The sequence below is a fragment of the Pseudanabaena sp. PCC 9330 genome, assembly GCF_055795045.1.
This window is the reverse complement of record NZ_JAYFES010000066.1, coordinates 59568-79681: the sequence shown is the minus strand read 5'-3', so window position 1 is coordinate 79681 and position 20114 is coordinate 59568. Positions and strand designations below refer to the sequence as shown.

Here is a 20114-nt window from a genome sequence, read left to right as displayed (position 1 = left end):
ACCCCATTCATTGGCCGTAATGCACCGCCGAGGAAATGTTGGCCTTGGGTATGTCGCGTCATACGATGGTGCATCGCTGCGCGGATGCACCCTACGGGGTTGCCTGTATTGACAGGGCAGCGATAGGCAATATCAGGGGTTCGGTGAGAGGTGCTTCGGTGCGATCAAAGGGCAAGACCTCGATCACTTCGACCGCCACCACCTCATTCAGCACCATCGGCATCGCTGCCACCATAGCGCTGGCGGTCGGTTCGCCCCATTTCACCAGCCAGTTGGGCTGGATGCCGAGGAAGAGAATCAGACTAGCCAAAATGTAGGCCGGCAGTTTTTCTGAAAAGGTGACTTTGGGGAAGTAGGCGATCGCATTGTCTAGCCGCCCAAAGCAGGTGCGGTTGAGCAAAATCACGAAGTACACCGCCGTCAGGCCCGTGCCAATTACCCCTAGCAGAGTCTGAACCGGGTACACCGCATAGCTGCCCTGGAACACCAGAAACTCGGTGACAAACCCCACCAGACCAGGAATACCTGCGCTGGCCATGCCGCCCAGCACCAGTAGAGTACTAATCATCGGCAGCCCCCGCACCGGGTTAATCAGGCCATTCAGCACGTCTAGTTCGCGGGTGCCCACCTTGGTTTCGATCACCCCCACCAAGTGAAACAGCAGCGCCAAAATAATGCCGTGGGACACCATTTGGCTGATGGCTCCAGTCAGGGCCAGATCCGTCATCGCTGCACTGCCCAGCAGCACATAGCCCATGTGCCCAATGGAGCTGTAGGCCACCATGCGTTTGATATCTTTTTGGGCGATCGCCGTCACCGCCCCGTAGAGAACGCTGATCGCCGCCCAGGTGGCCAGATAGGGCGAGAGCTGCGCCCAGGCATCGGGGAACAGCCCCAGGCCAAAGCGAAACAGGCCGTAGGTGCCCAACTTGGCCAGCACCCCGCCCAGCAGCATCGCCACCGGGGTTGAAGCCGACACGTAGGTATCAGGCAGCCAGGTGTGAAACGGCACCAGAGGAATTTTGATGCCAAAGGCCACCAGCAGCAGGCTCAGCAAGACCACCTGCCACACCATCGGCAGTTCGTGCCCCATCACCGCATGGTAAGTGAAATCTTCTGCGCCGCTGAGCCAGACCGTACCGAGGAACCCGGCCAGCATCAGGGCCCCCGACAGCGCCGTGTAGAGCAAAAACTTGGTAGCTGAGTAGGCTTTTTTCTCGCCGCCCCAAATGGCAATCAGCAGGTACAGAGGCACCAGCTCAATTTCGTAGAGCAAAAAGAACAACATCAGGTTCTGGGCTACAAAGGCCCCCGCCACCCCACTGCTCACTAACAGCAGCAGGCTGTAGAACAGCCGAGGCCGCTCAGTTTCCGGGGAGCTGCTCCAAATAGCGATCCAGGTGATCAAGCTATTGAGCGCCACCATCATCAGTGAGAGGCCATCCAGGCTGAGTTCGTAGTTGAGGCCCAGGGCAGGCAGCCAGGGCAAAAACTCGTGGAACTGAAAGCCGCCAAAGGCGAGATCGAACTTGGTAAACAGCCAGACCGTCCACAGCAGGGCGGCACCGGAGGCGATCAGGGCACCGTTACGGGCTTGGGCGCTGGTGAGGCCTGGCCAGAGGGAGAGGGCGATCGCGCCGAGAAGGGGAATTAGGAGAAGCGGTGTGAGCATGGTGGATGGGTGGATAAAGTTTTGAATTTTGAATTTTGAGTTTTGAATTCAAGACTAAGAACTCAAAACTCAAAACTTTTGTCATCTAAAACAGTGCCGACAGTGCCGACCAATTCATCAACACCCCCAACCCGGCGACACCTAGGGCGATGGTCAGCACGTAGAACTGGAGCTGCCCGGTGTTGCCGTATTTGAGAGTTTCACCGCCAAAGAGGGAGGCCAGGCCTACGGCATTGACCAGACCATCGACCACGTAGCGATCGAGCCAGTCAGTCATGCGCGACAGCACATCGACTCCCAGGACAAATGTGTTGCGGTAGATCTTAGGCGTGTAAAAGTCGTAGGCCAACAGGTTTTGCAGCGGCTTTTTCACTAGGCCAGCCGGATGTTCAAAAACGCGGTTGACGTAGAGCAGGGTACCGATCGCAGCGCCCAGAATGCTTGACCAGGTGAGCAGCAGCGCCATGTCTTGGCTGACCTCGGCCCAGACAGGGAGCAGGTTAAGCTGGGCCATCACCAGCGGCAGGTGCAGAGTAAAGCCCCCCACTAAGGCCATAGGCAGCACGATCAGCCAAATCGGCTCTGGGGCACGAATGGTCATCTGCTGGGTGTTGCCCGCAAAGATTAGCCCTATCATTCGGGCCAAACTAAAGGCCGCGAGCCAGTTGACCAAGAGCACAATCGCCACCAGCAGCCCCCGCTGGGCATCCCACAGGCCCGACACCAGCGACAGCATGGCCCAAAACCCACCCAGGGGAGGCAGAGCTACCAGGCCAGCGGCTCCGGCGATCATCGCCAGGGCGGTGACTGGGCGACGACCCCACAGCCCCCCCATCTGGGTCAAATCCTGGGTAGTGATGTTGATAATGATCGAGCCTGCGCCCATCACCAGAGCCGCCATTCCCAAGGCATAGATCAGCGCTAGCAGCAGCGCCGCATCGGGCTGGTGAGCACCGACGGCGATAAACATGAGGCCCATGTAGGCGCTGCTGAGGTAAGACAGCACTCGCTTGACGTCAATTTGGGCAGCGGAAATGAGGGTAGCCCCGATCGCGGTGACGGCCCCGACGGCGATCGCAAAGGCGCTGGCCGTCGACGACAGAGCAATCACCGGATCCAGTTTTACCAGCACCCACACCCCGGTCGTCACCACCACCGCATTCCGCAAAATGGTGCTGGGCAACGGCCCTTCCATAGCCTCATCTAGCCACAGGTGTAGGGGGAACTGGGCGCACTTGCTCATCGGGCCAGCAATCAGTCCAATGGCAATCAGCGTCATCAGAGAAGGATCGATATTTGCGGTCTGCGCCCAGGCCGCCAGTTCTCGAAAGTCCCAGGTGTGGGCCAGGGGATAGATCGCCAGCACCGCCATCAGCAGCACCAGGTCGCCCACCCGCTTGGTCAAAAAGGCATCTCGCGCCCCGGTCACCACCAGCGATTGGTTGTACCAAAAGCCCACCAGCAGGTAAGTACCCAGGGTGAGAATCTCTAGCAGCATGTAGGCAAACAGCAGCGAGTTGCACAACACCAGAGCGCATAGACCGGCCTCAAACAGGGCCATCATGGCGAAGAATCGGCCCCAGCCCCAGTCCATTTCTAAATAGCCCACGGCGTAGATCTGGGCCAACAGGTTTAGACTAGTAATCAGCACGCAGGCCCCTAGGGTAATGGCCGATGCCTCTAAAGGAATGGTGAGATTTAGCCCCGCCACATCTAGCCAGGGGGCAAAGAAGAACTGCGGCGACGACTTGCCCCAAAAGGCCAAAAACGCCAGCAGGCTATGCCCTAGGGCCAGAGCTGTGGTGACAATGTTGATATATCCCGCCGGGCGCGGCCCGGTGCGGGTCACAAAGGCGGGCGACCAGGGAATGGTCAGTAGCGCCCCTAGCAGCGGGTAGAGTGGAATCAGCCAGCTCGTCTGGGCCAGAATTGGGGTCATAAGGGGTCATCCTCGGGCAAAAGGACATAAAACGCTGAGTCTGACTGAGGTTGGTTAAAAGCAGACTAACCCCAGGGAGTCAATCAGCACATAGGCCTAAGTCAATCAAGCTCTCCTTTCGATAGGCTTAAGTCTATCGTTATCTTGAAGTAGAGTTTAACCAAAGTCCGCACCAAAAAGTAAGGGGTAAATTGATCTAATCCAATTTGATTTTTGATTCTGATTTATAAATTTCAATAATGAGTACTGGTTTTAGCATTGCTCGGGATCCAAAGTGGTGGATCTATCGGTGTCAGTCAATCAATGCTAGCCAGAACTGGCTATGGATCTAGAGGTCTAAGTAGGTGGGAGCAATTAGATAGAAGATGCTGGTGGGGATGGAGGAAGTGAACCGCCTGCCTAGGCGCGCGGCCCCCGAACTTCCCTACTTACAATACTTACAGTTAATTAGACTCGGCTATTGAGCTTTGCAAAAGATTCTGTAACAAATTCTTGTGGTCGACGAAGGGTTTTTGCGATCGCTGCTGACCGAGAGCCTACCTGCGATCGCCCAACTCCCCGAAATCGACACCGCCGAGGTAGGCGTACCTTTACCCACCCAGGGCCCCATGACTGGGGTGTTCGTCAATGCCCACTTCGGGGGGTAGACTCGTCATCCGTTTTGGCTTGTAGGTCGTTTAGGCCCATAGATGGGGGCGCATAAACTTGCCCTGGCGGGTACAGCAGTACAGCCGCTCGGTTAGAGGTCGCCGCGTGACGTTGAATATGTCCCCAACCCAAGGTCACGGCCCCACCCGCCAGCAGCAGCCCAAACAGAGCCAAAGACACTTTCTCTTCTGCCGCACCCATCAGTCCATCGACTGCGCCGACGGTGAGCGCTGTGGCTAGCCACGGTTGTTTTCTAAAAAGCGCCTTGATGGGTCTGTCTCCTGAATGCAACAAATGTAGTGAGGATGGAGTTTCTCTGGAGGAGTTTCTCGGCTGCGGGGCAAAGGGCAGTACTGAGAGAAATTGTTACGGCGAGGGTGTGGAGGATAAAGTAAAGTTTCGCCTATTGAGCCTTTGCTCAATATCAGCTGGTCTAGGCTATCGCAGCCCCAGCCAGGTGACGATCGCCTGCCCGGTCGCCAGCTCAAACAGCACCAGCGCCACAAAGCCCACCATGGCAGCCCGCCCGTTGATGCGCTCGGCGTAGTCGTTAAAGCCCGACTTAGATCGCTCAATGGTAGGGCTGACAGTGGGTTCGAGGTTAGCCATAGGTTTGGGTGTGTGTCGTTTGCTTTCTTAGCCTACCCTATGGCTCGTCGGTTGTGATATGCGGGAAGACAGAAGGGGCGATCGCCCCCTCAGTAGAGCCATAAACTAGAGACCGTTCCCAGAACTCAATGCCTATTGTTGACAAAGAGATAAAAATTGCCCCGCCTGAATAATTCAGGCGGGGCAATTTGGTTATTGTCTCTTGGTTAACGCACTAGGGACGGTTTCTCGACTTGATAAGTGGCCAAAATGCGCTCAGCCATCTGGGACGGAGTCAACCCCAGCGCAGCCTTTGACTGGTCGGGGGTGGCATGGTCAACGAGAATATCGGGCACCCCAATGCGCAGCACCTGGGCAGGCACCTGGGCATCCAAAATTGACTCAGCCACGGCAGAGCCAAAGCCGCCCATCAGGCAGCCCTCTTCGAAGGTGACGACTTTGCCGATTTCCCGCGCCAGGGGCAAGATCAGCGCCTCATCGAGGGGTTTGGCAAAGCGAGCGTTGACCACCGTGGCCTCAATGCCGTGCTCACTGAGAATCTCGGCGGTCTGCATAGCGGGGTAAACCATGGAGCCATAGCCCAGCAGCAGCACATCGTCACCCTGGCGCAGCACCTCGGCTTCGCCAATGGGTAGGGGTTCCCAGCCCTCTTCCATGAGGGGAGCACCGTAGCCACTGCCACGGGGATAGCGCATAGCGATCGCCCCCGCTTTATAGTCAATCCCCGTGACCATCATCCGCTGCATCTCGGCCTCGTCTTTAGGGGCCATCAGCACAATGTTGGGAATGCAGCGCAGGTAGGCGATGTCGTAGAGGCCCTGGTGGGTCGGCCCGTCGGCCCCGACAATGCCTGCCCGGTCGAGGCAGAAGAACACCGGCAGCTTTTGAATGCACACGTCGTGGACGATCTGATCAAAGCCGCGCTGGAGGAACGTGGAGTAGATCGCCGCGACGGGGCGCATACCTTCGCAGGCCAGACCAGCGGCCAGAGTAACGGCGTGCTGTTCGGCGATGCCGACATCGATGTACTGCTTGGGCAGAGCCTGTTGCAGCTTATCCAACCCGGTGCCGGTGGCCATAGCGGCGGTAATACCGACAATCTTGGGGTTGTCTTCAGCTAATTTGATCAGGGTTTCGGCAAACACCTTCGAGTAGCTGGGGGGCTTGGGCTTGGTCGAGGGCACTCCTTTGCCGGTAGACAGGTTAAAGGGCGACTGGGCGTGGTAGCCGACCTGGTCTTTTTCGGCGATCGCATAGCCCTTGCCCTTCGTAGTCGCCACATGCACCAGCACTGGCCCAGTGTGCTTGTGGGCTTCTTTGAAGGTGGCGATCAGCTCTTGCAGATTGTGGCCATCCACCGGCCCCATGTAGGTAAAGCCCAGTTCTTCAAACACGGCCCCCACCTTGGGCACCGCCAGGCGCTTCATGCCTTCCTTCACCCGGTCGAGCTCGGGCGACAGCGACTCACCGACAAAGGGCAGATGCTTGAACTGCTCTTCCAGGTTGTCGGTAAGAAACTGCACCGGCGGGCTGAGGCGCATTTTGTTGAGGTAGCGGGGGATGGCCCCCACGTTGGGCGAGATCGACATTTCGTTGTCGTTGAGCACCACCAGCAGGTTGGTGTTGGGCAGGTGCCCGGCATGGTTGATGGCCTCTAGGGCCATGCCCCCGGTCAGCGCCCCGTCGCCAATGATGGCCGCCACCTTGTAGTTATCGCCTGCCATGTCGCGGGCTAGGGCCATGCCCAGGGCCGCCGAAATGCTGGTGGAGGCATGACCTGCGCCAAAGTGGTCAAACTTGCTCTCGCTGCGCTTCAGATAGCCCGCTACGCCGTCTTTTTGGCGCAGGGTGTGAAACTCGTGGTAGCGCCCGGTGATCAGCTTGTGGGGATAGGCCTGGTGGCCCACATCCCAGGTGACTTTGTCGCGATCGAGGTCAAGGGTTTGGTAGAGGGCCAGGGTCAACTCCACCACGCCTAGGCCAGGGCCGAGGTGCCCCCCACTCGCCGCCACGGTCTCCAGATGCTTTTCGCGAATCTGGCGGGCCACGTCTTCGAGCTGGCGAACGGATAGACCGTGGAGTTGATTGGGGTGAGTTATGTCACTCAAGTGCATACTGCCTTAACCTCTGCGTCACGCAATGGAGTTTTTCCTGCTACTCTTCACTGTAGAAGATTCAACGACCAGAAACATTGAAGGGGTCGCATCGGTCTACCCAATGCCAGCCTAAAACTAACTCTGTGGAATTAATTCGCTGTAATTAATTGATCAACAGTCTGCAACCACTGCTTACGCCTGTTTACCAAGCTATATAACCTTTAACGTTCTGTTATGGTTCATTCTCTTGCTTCCGCCACTCGTCGCCAGTGCCCAGCAATACCGTTTACGCTGATTGCCGGACTAGCCGCGCCAATGGTAATGCTGGCCGCTCCCCGTGCGATCGCCAACGATTTTGAGACCTGCACCCGCTCCCTGATCGAGGCCGGTCTCGAGACCGCCGTCGCGGCTGGAGCCTGTGGTCAAGCCCTGCACCCCACTGACCTGGCAAGCTGCACCCTCGATATTACCAATGGAGCAGACGTGGAGGCCAGCCAAGCTCTAGTGGCCTGTCAGAGCGATCGCCGCCCTAAAGAACTGGCCACCTGCGTCAGCAATATCCATGCCAAGCTGGCAGTAGACAACTCGACCAGCGTGCTCAACAACTGCCGCCGCAGCATACTGCCCCTGCGTTTTGCCGATTGCGTGGTGGGTGTGGCCAGTGCCACCGATCTAGCCCTCCCCGAATCTATGGCCCAGTGCTCTGCCGCTGGCTATCGTCCCGAAGACCTAGCGCCCACGTTTATTCTCTCTCGCTAGGTCAGGTGCCCCTAGCCCTGGCGCAGTTGCTCTAGGGCCATGATGTAGTCGGGGATGGCCTCCTGACCCACCTGGCAGGCAGTTCTATCGACCGCCAGCAGGTCATCTCCAGAGATTACCCGGCCAATCGGGATGCCATCGCCGCGATCGGGTTGCCAGTCGCGGCTGACAAATTTTTCGGTACAGTCTACAACTCCGCCCACGAAGAAGTGGCCCAGGGTGGTGTAGACATCCTGCAAAACCAGCGGCACCGAGGGACGGTGGAGCTGCCCTCGAGAATTGGGGCTACGCGCTTTGTAGCGCTCCCTAGGGAAAAGACCGTACAGGTTCTTCAGCGACGCCGAGATCAGCGGTGCCCCCTTCAGCTGGGTGCGCTTGAAGGCGCTGACCGACAGACAGCAGTCAACCTCTTGCAGCAGCTTGGGGGCCCACATGGTTTTGAACCGCACCGGATTGGGCGATCGGTTGGGGTATTCCCACAGTTCTAACGCATCGGCATTGAGCAGCTCCACTCCTTCTGAGAGCAAGTGGTGGACGCCGAGCTTCGCCATGATGCTCTCGAAGGCCACCTTCGAGCAGACCCCTTCGACGATCAGGATCTCGGCCTTGGGGCTGTGCTGTCGCAAACTGCGAATCACCTCTCCCAGCACCCCCATGCTGACGGTGACCGGCGGCCCCACCGGGTAGCCCAGGTTGGGTTTAACGAGAATGCGGCGAGCCCCCTGGGCGGCAACGGGTGGGGTGTATTGAAAGCGATCGCTGGGGGTCGTCACCACCGACAGCGGGGCTAAGTAGGGCATAGAGGGTGCCATCTAAACGTAAAGGCCAAAAGATTAGGGGTTCAGACTGATTACAGTCCATTAACAGCGAGCTAGACACAGCCCTAGCTAGTGAACTGCACCATGATGATGCCAATGGCCCAGGCAAAGAATATCCACGTTATCAGGCTGGTCATAGCTACATCTCCTTAAATTCTTCCGGCAATAAAAATCGTCTTATCTCACTGTAGTGAGGCTTTAGGGCCATTCCGAGGGCAGAAAACCGAACCGGCATTAGCATTGCTTCAACCTGAGCCGCTGAGATCAAACCCGAGTCACACAACCCCGATTCGCAACCGATACCTCCGTAGGGAGCAGTGCAATGCCCCTACAAGCCGGGGGTATACCAACAGATTTGACATAAGAACAGACAATGCTCTAAAAACCGAGCTATAGGGGTTTACTCCCCTAGGTTGTGTCGCGTATAGTAGTAGACTGTGTCTGTGATAAAAAGGTCTTACGACTAGAGAAACCAAATGGCTAAGAAAAGCATGATTGCGCGGGAGCGCAAGCGGGAAAAGACTGTTGAGCGGTACGCCAAAAAGCGTCAGGCGCTAATGGAAGAGTTCAACAGTGCTGAAAATCAGCAAGAGCGAGTGGCAATCCACCGCAAAATTCAGCAGCTACCCCGCGACAGCGCGCCGACTCGCCTGCACAATCGCTGCTGGATGACCGGTCGTCCCCGTGGCTACTACCGCGACTTTGGCCTGTGCCGCAACAAGCTGCGCGAAATGGCTCACCAGGGTCTGCTGCCCGGCGTCGTTAAGTCGAGCTGGTAGATTAGCTTTTGAATTTCTGAATCCAGCTTTCTGGACAGGGTCTTGAGTTTAGATTTTTGAAGGGGTTTAAGCGATGCTTGAGCCCCTTTTGTTTGTTGGGCAATGAGAAACCGGGTTTCTATCTCTGCATCTACCGTAATCGTCGCAGAAACCAAAAGCAGCAAACAAAAAAAGGAAGCGACTCTTAGGCGCTTCCTTTTCAGAGATTTAGGCACAGTCAGCGCTAACTAGAGAGGCTCTACTCAGCGGTGGCCAGCTCGGTGCTGCCCCGACGACGGCGGCTGGTCAAGGTGTTAAACAGCATCTGACCGATCGCCTTAATCAGATTGCCTTCCAGCTCCTGGAACATCTCCATGTTGACGCCAAAGGCATCGTTGGCTTCTTCGACGATACGGGCGATCATGGCGTCATCCACCGGGGCAGAATCCATGGACTCGCGGTACTTGGCCTTAAAGGCTTTTTCGTCGGAAATTTCGGGAAACTCGTAGAAGGCAGTACCCTCCCCTTCGGAGAGGTTCATCGCCCGCTGGGCAATGCCCTTGAGAATTTGCCCCCCGGACAGGTCGCCGATGTAGCGCGTGTAGGAGTGGCTCACCAGCAACTCAGGCGCAGTATTGCCGACTTCGCGGATGCGATCGACGTAGCGCTGACCACCGGGGGTCATGGAAATTTCTTTAGCCCAGTTGGGGCCATAGTAGTAGGCCAAATCAGACTCTAACGACGCCTTGCGGTGCAGCTCGGGGAAGTAAACCGTAGAGACCACGGGATGATCTTTGTGGCGCTCTAGCTCCTCTTCCATGGCGGCGTAGGCGTAGTAAAAGTTGGCCACCAGCTTGCGGTAGGAGTTCTTCTCGACCACGCCCCGCAAAAAGCAGCGCACAAAGCCCATGTTTTCGGCCATGGTATGGGCTTTTTTGGTGCCTTCGCGCAGCTCGGTGGATAGGTTACTGCTCATGCTGACTGTCTCGCTCTAGGTTAGTTAAAGGTGAGGTTTAAACAGAGTTTTGGTTAGACAATGTCGGCCCAGACAAGGTTAAGTCCTTAGCGGACGGGAAACTTAATTTGCCATTACTTAGGGCCACATTTGTTTAAATCTAGACTGATCTGAGACCCCTTTCCATTACGAATTCTTACGGCCCATGGCTGAAAGCATAGCGTTTTCAGCCATGACTACAGGGCGATCGCGGCTTCACCCCGCCATGCGGGTGAGCAGCACGGGGCAGGGGGCGTAGACCCGCACAAAGTCGGTCAGCGACTCGCCCAAAATTTTGTCGAGGTCGGGTAGACCTTTGGCGATGGTGGGGCGGCGATCGGGTGACCCTAAAATGATCAGATCCATATTGCGGTCTTCGGCCAGTTCACAGATGCGGCGACCCGGCTTACCCTCGGGGGCCGACAGCTTGTAGTTAATGCCGTACTTTTTGGCCTCAGCCGCCGCCGCCGTCAAAATGGGGTCTTGGTTGGGGTCGGTGCTGGCCACGTCAAAGGGTTTGGCCTTTAGGCTAGACACGGTATGCACCAGGGTCAGCTCGCCACCCTTGATGTCGCGCAGCAGCGAAATGGCAATGTTGAGCCCTTCTTTAGCGGAGTCAGACTTATCCATGGCGACCATGACACGCTTGATGGGGCGGATGCTATAGAGGTCATCTTTGACCAGCAGCATGGGCCGCGACGACAGCTGAAACACGTACTGGCTAACGGAGTTTTCGAGAATCGCCTTCAGCCCCTGGAGACCTCGGGACCCCATCACAATCAGATCCGCATCAACTTCTTCCGCGACCTGAATCACAACGTCTTTGGGGTCACCCTCCCGCAGTACAGCGGTGACCCGGCTGGGGTCGAGGTTGAGGGCGGTGATGGCAGTGGCCAGGGTGCGACCACCGGCTTCCCACCGCTCGGCCATCACCTCGGCAGACACTTGAGATGGCACCACGTGCAGCACCGTCACTGAAGCCCGCTGCACGAGGGGAATCTCCATCAGCGCTTTCATCATGACTTCGGTGTTGCCGGTGCCGGAGTCAGCCAAAAGAATTTTTTCTATCATGGTTTTTTGGTGGTGTTCTCAAATCATCATAGGCATTGGTTTTGAGCCTATTTTGGCCGGATTCATAATTTGTAGTAGAGTCGGCCCACCCGCTAGCACTACACAGCGATCTCCCCTGAGCACCATCTATGGAAACGATTCACTGGTTTGAGTACCCGGTAGTGGTACAACCCCACCACACCGACTATGCGGGCATTGTCTGGCACGGCACCTACATCGCCTGGATGGAGGAGGCGCGGGTCCACTGTCTCAGCACCAGCGGCGTCACCTTTGCCGACTGGGTCAAGGCTGGAGTTGATCTGCCGGTGGTCGATCTAGGGCTGAAATATCGGCGATCGCTGGCTCTGGGCGACACAGCCCTGATCAAAGCTCGCTTTGACCCCTTTCGTGGCGTGCGCATTGTCTGGCACTACGACATTCAAAACGCCGCCACCGAGGAAACCTGCCTCGAAGGCACCGTCACCCTGGCCACGGTAGACCTTAAAACCCGCCGAGTGCTACGACAATTGCCGGAGGAACTGCAGGCGGCGCTGGATGGGATGGGTTAGAGAAGTAGTGGGGTTAGGAGGATGGCGCCGAGGGGCAGACCGATGGGTCTGCCTAGGGGAACCTCACTTGGTAGAGAGGGAAGGGCCAAAAGTACGCCCAAAACTTTACGCCCAAAACTTTGTAGGATGGGCAAAGCGAAGCCTGCCCATTGAGCCCATCTAACAGCCCCCGAGTGATGGGCACGGGCGATCGCTCATTGCCCCTTCTCTGGTCGTGGTTATGTCTTTATCTCTGCCTCGAGTTTTTGCTGTGGTCTGTGCCCTTGTGATGGCGATCGCCACCTTAGCCATCCTGCCCGCCGCCGCCTACGCCCAAGACAACACGGTAGACTACACCCTCACCGACCTGAGCTTCCGCGACTTTTCGGGCAAGCAGCTGTCAGGCACCTCCTTTGCGGCAGCAGAGATGAGAGAAGCCAATTTTGAGAAAGCCGACCTCAGCCGCACCATTCTTACCAAAGCCTCGTTTGTGAGGGCCAACCTGGCCGGGGCCAACCTGTCAGGCACCTTCGCCGATCGCGTCATCTTTGACGGGGCCGACCTTACCAACGCCAATTTCACCGATGCCCTGCTGACCAGCAGCAGCTTTGGCGAGGCCAATATCACCGGGGCCGACTTTTCGGGGGCGATTATCGATCGCTTTCAAACCGCCCAAATGTGCAAGCGCGCCGCCGGGGTAAATGAGACCACAGGCGTTGCCACGCGGGATAGCTTAGGGTGTCGGTAGGGGATACACTCCGCTAGTTATGCGGGTATAGCCCCTACCTCCGCTGCTGCAAAATGTTTTTGCAGGGTGGTCTTGGGCAGTGGCCCCAGCAGATGATCCCAGGGCAGAGGCGCATCGAAATCCCAGTCGGTGTGGACGTAGTAGTCCAGGGGCGGCAGCTGGCCTTGGAAGTCTTTGAAGGCACGGCGATAGCTACCCAGGGTGTCGCCGTAGTGACGCACCCGCTCCAGCAGGGGAGCGAGACGGCGATCGCCTCTCGAAATCAGCGCCTGAATCACCGACCAGTTGTAGCTCTCGGGCCTAAAATCAATGCCCTGCGATCGCAGATGCTTTTGCAGATACTTGAGCCGTTTTTCAGCGGCTTGATTCACCCCACACCACTGAAAGGGGGTGTGGGCCTTGGGTACAAAGGTGCTGCACCCAAAGGTGAGACGCAGGCCAGGGGCCGCCTTCTTGAGCCGCAGCATGAGGGCCACGGTTTGCTCCAGGTCATCCATGGTTTCACCCGGCACTCCGGCCATGCCGTAGAGCTTCATGGCGCTGAGGCCACCGGCCCTGGCGTTGACGGCGGCACGCTCAATGTCGTCGGTCTCTAGCTTTTTGTTGACGATATGGCGCACCCGTTCTGACCCGCTTTCGATCGCAATGGTGATCGAGCGGCTATCGTGGCGGGTCAGGGTCTCGGCCAGCTTGGGGGTGACGGTGTTGGTGCGCACCGACGACAGACTGACCCGCACATCGTCAAACTGGGGCCGATTTAAATAGTCAAGCAAGGTGTCAAATTCGGGATGTTGCGTCACCGAAGCCCCCAGTAACCCCAACCGCTGGGTCACGCCTAACCCCTGCTCAATGGCAGGAATCAAGGATGCTTCGAGGCTGGCGGGGCGAAAGGGCAGAGTCAGATAGCTGGCCAGGCAAAACCGGCACATCTCCGGGCAGCTGCGCACCACCTCCACCATGAAGATGCTTTCCCAGGCGGCGTGGGGGGTGACCACGGTAGAGGCCGAGAGCACATTGCCTCGGTAGGTCTGTTTTTGCACTGTGGCCGGAATGCCAGCATCCACCGGCTGAAGGTGGCGCACCCCGCCCGTGGGGCCGTCGTAGGTGACGGTGTATAACGAGGGCACGTAGATGCCCGGCACCTGGGCCAGCCGCCGCAGAGTCTCAGCGCGGCTGGCCGATTTGAGGTCTACTAGAGCGTCGAAAAAGTCGTCGAGCAGGGTTTCGCCGTCCCCCAGCAGCACCACATCAAAAAAGTCGGCAAAGGGCTCGGGGTTGGCGGTGAGCACCGGCCCGCCGCCAAAGACCAGGGGATGATCGTCGGTGCGATCGCGTCCAAATAAAGGAATCTCCAGCTGCTCTAGCAACGCCAGCAGGTTGACATAATCTAGCTCCCAGGAAATCGAAAAACCCAGCACATCGATGACAGCGGGCAGCGGCTCATAGCCATCGGTAAACAGCCGACTGACCTCCAGGTCACTCCGCTGGGCCAGGGTGGCCCACACCACCTGGTAACCCAGGCTAGTGATGCCTACGGTGTACTCATTGGGGAAGGCAAATACGACCCCCAGAGCCCCGTCCTGGGAAGCGACGGGCTCAAACAACAGGGTTTCGTCCTGAAACGGGAGGAGGGCCATGGGGAGAAGGAGAAAGGCTCTGGGCAGCAAGGCTTCATCCAGTGTAATCAGCGAGGGATGCTTTAACCTAGGGCAGGGGTGACGGGTAGTGAGATTACTGAGCCAGGCAAAAGGGGTTTATAAACCTTGTATGAACCGCTCAACGCGGGCTGCGGTGAATCTAAACCCGATTCCAGTTGCGAAGTCGAGTGCTGCCGGTAGACAGACGACAAAACCCGAGCTGGACTTGGTTTACACCCCGGCGGGAAGAAGCAATACTTTTGCTGACATCGCCTCTGTCTCTATCCGTTAATTTGCGCAGAAAGGGTACTATCCTACCCACATATGTGGTGAAAGTACGGTGTTTACCCAGGGAGTATAAATCTACGATTAAGCTATTGCGATCTACCTCCCTACTGTATAGAGATGCGACCTCGGCAAACATTCCCCTAGCGGTTCTGAGGCTTTGGCCTATGACTTCCTCAACTCCTCCCATTCGCCCCACCTATATTCTTGCCGACGAGGCTACGGTGCGCGTGCCTCGTGACTCGTCTCTGCTGGCCCAGGCCGAACGCATTGCCCAAGGCTATCACCAAAACCAGGCCTCGCAGGCTGACCGGTGCCTGAAGCAGGGGCTGGCCCACATGAAGCAGGGCCAGTACGTCCAGGCGCTTTCTCTACTGAAGCAGGCACTACACAGCTACCGCAATCTGGGCCGTAAAGAACGCGAGGCCCAAGTATTGCTTACCCTAGTCAACCTGTATTATCGCGTCGCCGACTACCTGTGGGCGGCAGACTACGGGCGGCAGTGCCTACGAGTAGCCCGCGAACTGGGGGATGAGGCGCTGATACAGCAAACTTTGGGGCAGTTAGGCAACAGCTATCGCCACCTGGGTAACCAGCAGCGCGCCCTAGAATATATGGGCCAAAGCCTAAATATTGCCAAAAAGCTCGGCGATCGCCCTGCCGAAATGCGATCGCTCAACAACCTGGCCATGATCTACCGGGCCAAGGGGCTAACCCGCCAGGCGGCCACCCTCTACGAAGCCAGCCTCATGATGGCCAAGACCCTGGGCAATCGCGCCACCCAGCTGCAAATTTTGCAAAATCTGGGCAACACCTACCTCACCCTGCGAGAGTATCCCCAGGCGATCGACTGCTACCAACGATTCTTAGCTCTGAGCCAAAACGGCGCAGGGGCGATCGACAACCGCACCACCCGGCGCATTCTCACTCAGCTGACCCAGGCCAGCGTGGCCATGGGAAATCACAATCAGGCGATTGTCTATCTTCAGCAGCATCTTTCCATAGCCTGTACCTCAGGCGACACCAAGATAGCCGCCGCTTTAATCGACGACATCAAAGCCTGCTACGAGGCTCTCAGCCAAGAGCGAGTGGCGACCCTGGGGTCAGATAACCGCCTTAGTCTCAGATAGACTGCCTATCAACCTCAAAGACAGGCAAACTATCTATAGATTAAATATGGAGCTAAGCGGATTCGAACCGCTGACCCCTTGCATGCCATGCAAGTGCTCTACCAACTGAGCTATAGCCCCCCGTGCATCAGGTCGTTTCCTGAGCGCATCAACTATAGTGACCTAAGGAAGGTACGCTCGTCAACCCCAATTTTTTCCAAGTTTTGCGCAATGACAGCGATGGCGGGGAGCCATCCGCGATAGAGTCAGGGGGTGTAGTGTTACTGTGGCAATGGCAATGGCTTCCCCTGGTTCTTCAACTCCCCCCGACGCCGATGCTGTGCAGGGCGTACTGCAACAGCTGCGCCGCAAAGAGGGTACCTGGGTAGACTGGGCCCAGGGTTGCCAGGCGCTACAAAAGGCAGGCCTCAACCCCCAGCAAATTTTTGAAGAAACTGGGTTTGAGCCCATTCAGCAAAACCAGATTGTGGTGGCTGAGCAGGTTTATCAGTCGCTGATCAAAGTGGGGGTGGCGTCAGCGACTGAGGCTCACTTTACCCGGCAGGGTAGCGATTCGCTCTACGAAATGAGGCTCCTCTCCCAGGCTGAGCGGGCCAGCACCGCCGACTTTGCCTGCCAGCACGGGCTTGACTCTGAGGAAGTGCGCGATCTGGTCAAGCCAATCAAAGAATATAGCTACCGCAAGAACAACCCCGAGGGCTTTGGCGATGGGCCGGGAGATGCGATCGCCTACCATTTTTGGAAGCTGGCCCGACAAAAAGATGACCTGGCCGAGCGATCGCGGCTGATTGCCCAGGGGCTGCGCTTTGCCGAGAGTGCCGAGGCCCGCCAGCAGATCGAGAAGCTGCTGACCGATTTTACCGTGGTCAAAAGTCGCCCTGCCCCTCGTCTGCCGCTCTACCGCCTTGAAACTGAGAACGACTTACCCCGCATGATTCCGGTGGTGGGGCAGCTACCGCTGACGGTGGATGACCTCAAGGCGGTGCCGGTGGTAGTTGCCGAGGAGCCCTTTGGCATGGTCAGCGCCACCGGTACCAGCGCCTGGATTGCGGTGCCCGGCTGGCAGGTGATCTTTCGGGCCGAAGACCCGGTGGGGGTGCTGACCCAGGCTCGCCAACTGCCCAACTACCCCAGCGACGGGCCTGACGAGACGGTGCTGGTGGTGGTCGATCGCAGCGATCGCACCTGGGAAGACGACGGCTACTTTCTCACCGCCACGGGCGATCAGCTCACCCTCGTCTGGTCGCCGACGGCTCTAGAGACCCCGGTGCTGGGCAAAGTGGTGCTCATTCTACGACCCAAGCGCATTCTCGACGAAAACTACAACCGCGAACTCTGGCAGATCGACGAATAGGAGGTTTTATGGCGATCGAACGACGGCTATCGAGATCGATGTTTTTAAATACAGAGATTGTAGAGCTACGGCAGGTCTGCTTTACCCCTGGCCGCATGTTTGAGCCGGGCAAGTACATCGCTGGCGAGCTGCCGGATACGGCCTTTGAGATGGGGCTGGTGGAAAAGCTGCCGCCAGTGCGGGGCAAGAGTGAGGAAATTGGGGAGTAGAGGGTAGATCAGACCCAATTAAACTTTTACGACAAGGTGCCCCAGACTACAGCGATGGCCATCCTTAGCGCCGACAACTAAACGTAGCGTTTGCAATGGCGGCCATGGTGGTGACTTCCCTCAAACCTGCGGAATTTTCTTCACCCTCGCAGCCCCAGATTATTGTCTGCGGCCTGGGGCGTACCGGGCTGCGAATCTTTAGCCTGCTACGCCAGCAGGGAGCGCGGGTAGTGGGGGTGAGCTACCATCCTCTGCCCGAGGTCATGGGTGAGGTGGTGGTAGGAGAGCTGCGATCGCCCGCCACCCTCAAGGCTGCGGGCATTCATCAGGCCCAAACCCTGGTGCTGACAACCTCTGACGATGCCCTCAACCTGGCGATCTTGACCCAGGCCCGCATCCTCAACCCCAACATTCGCATCGTCAATCGGCTGTTTAACATCAGCCTGGGGGAGCGTCTCGACCACACCCTGCCTCACCACGTCAGCCTCAGCTCGGCGGCACTGTCAGCACCGCTGTTTGCCTTTGCGGCACGGGGCAATCGGGCGATCGGGCAGCTGTGCCTGTTTGACCTCACCTGGCCCATGTACGAAGAGGTGATCGACAACCGCCACCCCTGGCACGGCAAACCTCTCAAAGCCCTGTGGGACAACCGATCGCAGCTACTGATTCACTACCATTCCGCTGGCAGCCCAATTGATTTGGTCACAGCCGTGGTGACGGGGGCAGAGTTACAGGTGGGCGATCGCGTCGTCGTCGCCACCAAGCCCCAGCAGCCCAGGCTGGCTTCTCGCCAGGTGTCGCAGTTTTGGCAACGGCTATGGGTCACCCTCGACCACGGTCGCCGCCGCGCCCGTGCCACCCTGCTAGTGATTTTGGCGCTGCTGATCACCATTGGCCTGGCCACCTTTACCTACCTTTGGCACAGCCTCGATACTGCCTGGGTTGACGCGCTTTATTTTTCGGTTGGCATGATCACCGGGGCCGGCGGGCAGGAACAGGTGGCCGAAAATGCTTCCGCCGCCATCAAGGTGTTTACCGCCGTGATGATGCTCGTGGGGGCGGGGGTGATTGGCATCTGCTACGCCCTGCTCAACGATTTTATTTTGGGCTCCCACTTTCAGAGCCTGTGGAGCGTGGCCCGTATGCCGCGCCAGCACCACTACATCGTCTGTGGTCTGGGGGGCGTGGGTTACCGCATTGCCCTCCATCTTCAAAAAACTGGGCACCAGGTGGTGGTGGTCGAGCAAGATGCCAACAATCGCTTTTTGCCCTCGGTCAAGGCACTCAAGATGCCGGTCATCATTGCTGATGCCAACATGGCCTCTACGCTTGAGACCGTCAACTTAACCTCGGCTCAGGCGCTACTGGTGGTCACTAGCGACGACACGGTCAATCTCGAAATTGCCCTCACTGCCCGCAGCATTAGCCCCCAAGTGCCTGCTGTAGTGCGTATCTATGATGCCGGGTTTGCTCAGCAGGTGCAGCAGGTGTTTGAGTTTGACCAGGTGCTCAGTCCGATGGATCTGGCTGCTCCCACCTTTGCCGCCGCTGCCCTGGGGGGGCGCATTTTGGGCAATGGCATGTCTGGGGATCTGCTCTGGGTAGCGATCGCTACCCTGATCACCCCCCACCATCCCTTCTACAACCAGCCCATTCAGGCGGTGGCCAAGACTGCCCAGCTGGTGCCTTTATACATCGAATCGGCCCATCGCACCCTGCATGGCTACGACCTGCTGGATGTCACCCTAGCCGACGGCGATGTGCTCTATCTCACCATGCCCGCCCACCGCCTCGACTGCCTTCAGTACACACCGGCAACCATGACCGAAGACCGACGCGGGTAGGTCACGCCCGGTAGATCATCAGTCAGCGGGGATGACGCGCACGGTGCCGACCAAGGCAATGCCCGTGGCGGTGACAGTTAACTGCTGAATGTCGACCTCTGGGCCGAGGTCAAAGCGGGTGGTCTGAAGAGCAATGGGCGATCGCCCTTCTCCTTCACCAGAGACCACCCTGGCCACCGGATCGCAGAGGCACAGCCAGCGCCCCTCTTCCATAGCCAGCCCAGTGGCTAGCTCTAGGGCATCTGCCGTTGGGGCATCTCCCGGCCAGCGCAAAGTCAGGCGATCGGGTGCCAGGGCAATGTCAACGGCGCTGTGGGCAGCACTCTCTCGCAACCACTGTGTTGGAGCTACGTGATCCTCAACGCCGACCAGCAGCTGGGTCAACACATCGCGCAGACCTTGACCTAAGAGGGGTGACTGGAGCGACGCCCGTAAATCGTCGGCCAGCACCGTCACCTGACCGGTTACCGGAAACGACTGCAACAGCCGCAGCGCCTTGCCCCGCAGCACCTGGGGCAAATTGACACGAATATCGGTAGCGCCGAGCTGGGCCTGGCTGACGTGCAGCCCTCGGTACACGGCCTGACGGGCGGCCAAGTTGACCCCAGGCAGGTAGCCACCCAAAATCTGACGGTCTTTGCCGTCGATCGCAAACTCAAGCCCTTCAATGTGGTCGAGCTGACTGTGCAGCCACAGGCGAATGGCGGGCGGCAGCAGACGGCTGATAATACGGCTGCCCTTAGGATCGGACTCGGCTGGGGAGGGCGGGTCAGAGGTCATAGTCGCATCGCGCAGAGAACATCCCAAACTCTAACAGCCCAACCCCCAACAGAAGCCATTCCTCCACACCCCTCAGCCGAAAGCCTGAGAGATCACAGACCCCATAACGTCTGTAGCTCCTGCTTTATGTCATGAAAATTTGACGCAATCATACTTATGGGGATCAATTTGTCATGAAAACATGACAAATTGATCCCCCAGCCCCCAATCTCTCGCTGGGTCTTGGAGAAAAGCCT

At 57.9% G+C, this 20114-nt stretch carries 19 protein-coding genes and 1 tRNA gene; 10 read left to right on the top strand and 10 right to left on the bottom strand.

Going from position 1 to position 20114, the window contains the following annotated elements; all coding sequences use genetic code 11:
* Positions 1–91: 91 nt before the first annotated feature.
* Together AC0QKW_RS04645 and AC0QKW_RS04640 are read right to left on the bottom strand one after the other, a co-directional pair.
* A complete protein-coding gene (locus tag AC0QKW_RS04645; protein WP_473149886.1) occupies positions 92–1672 on the bottom strand; it encodes an NADH-quinone oxidoreductase subunit M in 1581 nt (526 codons plus the stop codon).
* 85 nt (positions 1673–1757) lie between these two features.
* Positions 1758–3611, bottom strand: a complete 1854-nt coding sequence (locus AC0QKW_RS04640) for an NAD(P)H-quinone oxidoreductase subunit F (protein WP_473149885.1) — start codon at positions 3609–3611, stop codon at positions 1758–1760.
* A gap of 494 nt (positions 3612–4105) precedes the next feature.
* Here AC0QKW_RS04640 and AC0QKW_RS04635 point away from each other — a divergent pair, with 494 nt between their 5' ends.
* Together AC0QKW_RS04635 and AC0QKW_RS04630 are read left to right on the top strand one after the other, a co-directional pair.
* On the top strand, positions 4106–4258 hold the full coding sequence (locus AC0QKW_RS04635) for a hypothetical protein (protein ID WP_473149884.1): 153 nt from the start codon (positions 4106–4108) through the stop codon (positions 4256–4258).
* 118 nt (positions 4259–4376) lie between these two features.
* Positions 4377–4499 carry a hypothetical protein gene (locus AC0QKW_RS04630; RefSeq protein WP_473149883.1) on the top strand — a complete coding sequence of 41 codons (123 nt, stop codon included), beginning with the start codon at positions 4377–4379 and terminating at the stop codon, positions 4497–4499.
* 198 nt (positions 4500–4697) lie between these two features.
* On the opposite strand, the gene AC0QKW_RS04625 is transcribed toward AC0QKW_RS04630, so the two are convergent.
* On the bottom strand, positions 4698–4868 hold the full coding sequence (locus AC0QKW_RS04625) for a hypothetical protein (RefSeq protein WP_473149882.1): 171 nt from the start codon (positions 4866–4868) through the stop codon (positions 4698–4700).
* Positions 4869–5074: 206 nt separating this feature from the next.
* Positions 5075–6982, bottom strand: a complete 1908-nt coding sequence (gene dxs, locus AC0QKW_RS04620; protein WP_473149881.1) for a 1-deoxy-D-xylulose-5-phosphate synthase — start codon at positions 6980–6982, stop codon at positions 5075–5077.
* A gap of 216 nt (positions 6983–7198) precedes the next feature.
* On the opposite strand from dxs, the gene AC0QKW_RS04615 reads away from it, so the two are divergent.
* Entirely contained in the window at positions 7199–7723 is a 525-nt protein-coding gene (locus AC0QKW_RS04615) for a hypothetical protein (RefSeq protein WP_473149880.1), read from the top strand.
* A gap of 11 nt (positions 7724–7734) precedes the next feature.
* On the opposite strand, the gene AC0QKW_RS04610 is transcribed toward AC0QKW_RS04615, so the two are convergent.
* The gene (locus AC0QKW_RS04610) at positions 7735–8523 is read right to left on the bottom strand and encodes a DUF362 domain-containing protein (RefSeq protein ID WP_473149879.1); all 789 of its coding nucleotides are present in this window, start codon (positions 8521–8523) and stop codon (positions 7735–7737) included.
* Between the two features lie 494 nt (positions 8524–9017).
* Between AC0QKW_RS04610 and rpsN the strand changes: the two genes are divergently transcribed.
* Positions 9018–9320 (top strand): 30S ribosomal protein S14, encoded by a 303-nt coding sequence (rpsN, locus tag AC0QKW_RS04605; protein ID WP_473149878.1) that lies wholly within the window; start codon positions 9018–9020, stop codon positions 9318–9320.
* A 238-nt stretch (positions 9321–9558) separates the two neighbouring features.
* Here rpsN and AC0QKW_RS04600 read toward each other — a convergent pair whose 3' ends face one another.
* On the bottom strand, positions 9559–10275 hold the full coding sequence (locus AC0QKW_RS04600) for a biliverdin-producing heme oxygenase (RefSeq protein ID WP_473149877.1): 717 nt from the start codon (positions 10273–10275) through the stop codon (positions 9559–9561).
* A gap of 234 nt (positions 10276–10509) precedes the next feature.
* Entirely contained in the window at positions 10510–11364 is an 855-nt protein-coding gene (locus tag AC0QKW_RS04595) for a universal stress protein (protein WP_473149876.1), read from the bottom strand.
* 128 nt (positions 11365–11492) lie between these two features.
* Between AC0QKW_RS04595 and AC0QKW_RS04590 the strand changes: the two genes are divergently transcribed.
* Together AC0QKW_RS04590 and AC0QKW_RS04585 are read left to right on the top strand one after the other, a co-directional pair.
* A complete protein-coding gene (locus AC0QKW_RS04590) occupies positions 11493–11912 on the top strand; it encodes an acyl-CoA thioesterase (protein WP_473149875.1) in 420 nt (139 codons plus the stop codon).
* A gap of 268 nt (positions 11913–12180) precedes the next feature.
* A complete protein-coding gene (locus AC0QKW_RS04585; protein ID WP_473149902.1) occupies positions 12181–12639 on the top strand; it encodes a pentapeptide repeat-containing protein in 459 nt (152 codons plus the stop codon).
* 17 nt (positions 12640–12656) lie between these two features.
* Here AC0QKW_RS04585 and AC0QKW_RS04580 read toward each other — a convergent pair whose 3' ends face one another.
* Positions 12657–14276, bottom strand: a complete 1620-nt coding sequence (locus AC0QKW_RS04580; protein WP_473149874.1) for a B12-binding domain-containing radical SAM protein — start codon at positions 14274–14276, stop codon at positions 12657–12659.
* 452 nt (positions 14277–14728) lie between these two features.
* On the opposite strand from AC0QKW_RS04580, the gene AC0QKW_RS04575 reads away from it, so the two are divergent.
* Positions 14729–15691: a tetratricopeptide repeat protein gene (locus AC0QKW_RS04575; RefSeq protein ID WP_473149873.1), complete on the top strand. Its 963-nt coding sequence runs from the start codon at positions 14729–14731 to the stop codon at positions 15689–15691.
* Between the two features lie 47 nt (positions 15692–15738).
* Here AC0QKW_RS04575 and AC0QKW_RS04570 read toward each other — a convergent pair.
* Positions 15739–15811: transfer RNA gene (locus AC0QKW_RS04570), tRNA-Ala, on the bottom strand.
* Between the two features lie 157 nt (positions 15812–15968).
* On the opposite strand from AC0QKW_RS04570, the gene AC0QKW_RS04565 reads away from it, so the two are divergent.
* The 3 genes from AC0QKW_RS04565 (at position 15969) to AC0QKW_RS04555 (ending at position 19098) form a co-directional block, all read left to right on the top strand.
* Positions 15969–17045 carry a RuBisCO accumulation factor 1 gene (locus AC0QKW_RS04565; RefSeq protein WP_473149872.1) on the top strand — a complete coding sequence of 359 codons (1077 nt, stop codon included), beginning with the start codon at positions 15969–15971 and terminating at the stop codon, positions 17043–17045.
* Between the two features lie 8 nt (positions 17046–17053).
* Positions 17054–17254: a hypothetical protein gene (locus AC0QKW_RS04560; RefSeq protein WP_473149871.1), complete on the top strand. Its 201-nt coding sequence runs from the start codon at positions 17054–17056 to the stop codon at positions 17252–17254.
* A gap of 95 nt (positions 17255–17349) precedes the next feature.
* A complete protein-coding gene (locus AC0QKW_RS04555) occupies positions 17350–19098 on the top strand; it encodes a potassium channel family protein (protein ID WP_473149870.1) in 1749 nt (582 codons plus the stop codon).
* Between the two features lie 18 nt (positions 19099–19116).
* On the opposite strand, the gene AC0QKW_RS04550 is transcribed toward AC0QKW_RS04555, so the two are convergent.
* Positions 19117–19878, bottom strand: coding sequence for an LmeA family phospholipid-binding protein (locus AC0QKW_RS04550; protein WP_473149869.1), 762 nt, complete (start codon positions 19876–19878; stop codon positions 19117–19119).
* Positions 19879–20114 lie beyond the last annotated feature (236 nt).

Coding starts and splice junctions, on each gene's coding strand:
- AC0QKW_RS04645 (WP_473149886.1), bottom strand. CDS start 1,672: ATGCTCACACCGCTTCTCCTAATTCCCCTTCTCGGCGCGATCGCCCTC.
- AC0QKW_RS04640 (WP_473149885.1), bottom strand. CDS start 3,611: ATGACCCCAATTCTGGCCCAGACGAGCTGGCTGATTCCACTCTACCCG.
- AC0QKW_RS04630 (WP_473149883.1), top strand. CDS start 4,377: ATGTCCCCAACCCAAGGTCACGGCCCCACCCGCCAGCAGCAGCCCAAA.
- AC0QKW_RS04625 (WP_473149882.1), bottom strand. CDS start 4,868: ATGGCTAACCTCGAACCCACTGTCAGCCCTACCATTGAGCGATCTAAG.
- dxs (WP_473149881.1), bottom strand. CDS start 6,982: ATGCACTTGAGTGACATAACTCACCCCAATCAACTCCACGGTCTATCC.
- AC0QKW_RS04615 (WP_473149880.1), top strand. CDS start 7,199: ATGGTTCATTCTCTTGCTTCCGCCACTCGTCGCCAGTGCCCAGCAATA.
- AC0QKW_RS04610 (WP_473149879.1), bottom strand. CDS start 8,523: ATGCCCTACTTAGCCCCGCTGTCGGTGGTGACGACCCCCAGCGATCGC.
- rpsN (WP_473149878.1), top strand. CDS start 9,018: ATGGCTAAGAAAAGCATGATTGCGCGGGAGCGCAAGCGGGAAAAGACT.
- AC0QKW_RS04600 (WP_473149877.1), bottom strand. CDS start 10,275: ATGAGCAGTAACCTATCCACCGAGCTGCGCGAAGGCACCAAAAAAGCC.
- AC0QKW_RS04595 (WP_473149876.1), bottom strand. CDS start 11,364: ATGATAGAAAAAATTCTTTTGGCTGACTCCGGCACCGGCAACACCGAA.
- AC0QKW_RS04590 (WP_473149875.1), top strand. CDS start 11,493: ATGGAAACGATTCACTGGTTTGAGTACCCGGTAGTGGTACAACCCCAC.
- AC0QKW_RS04585 (WP_473149902.1), top strand. CDS start 12,181: ATGGCGATCGCCACCTTAGCCATCCTGCCCGCCGCCGCCTACGCCCAA.
- AC0QKW_RS04580 (WP_473149874.1), bottom strand. CDS start 14,276: ATGGCCCTCCTCCCGTTTCAGGACGAAACCCTGTTGTTTGAGCCCGTC.
- AC0QKW_RS04575 (WP_473149873.1), top strand. CDS start 14,729: ATGACTTCCTCAACTCCTCCCATTCGCCCCACCTATATTCTTGCCGAC.
- AC0QKW_RS04565 (WP_473149872.1), top strand. CDS start 15,969: ATGGCTTCCCCTGGTTCTTCAACTCCCCCCGACGCCGATGCTGTGCAG.
- AC0QKW_RS04560 (WP_473149871.1), top strand. CDS start 17,054: ATGGCGATCGAACGACGGCTATCGAGATCGATGTTTTTAAATACAGAG.
- AC0QKW_RS04555 (WP_473149870.1), top strand. CDS start 17,350: ATGGCGGCCATGGTGGTGACTTCCCTCAAACCTGCGGAATTTTCTTCA.
- AC0QKW_RS04550 (WP_473149869.1), bottom strand. CDS start 19,878: ATGACCTCTGACCCGCCCTCCCCAGCCGAGTCCGATCCTAAGGGCAGC.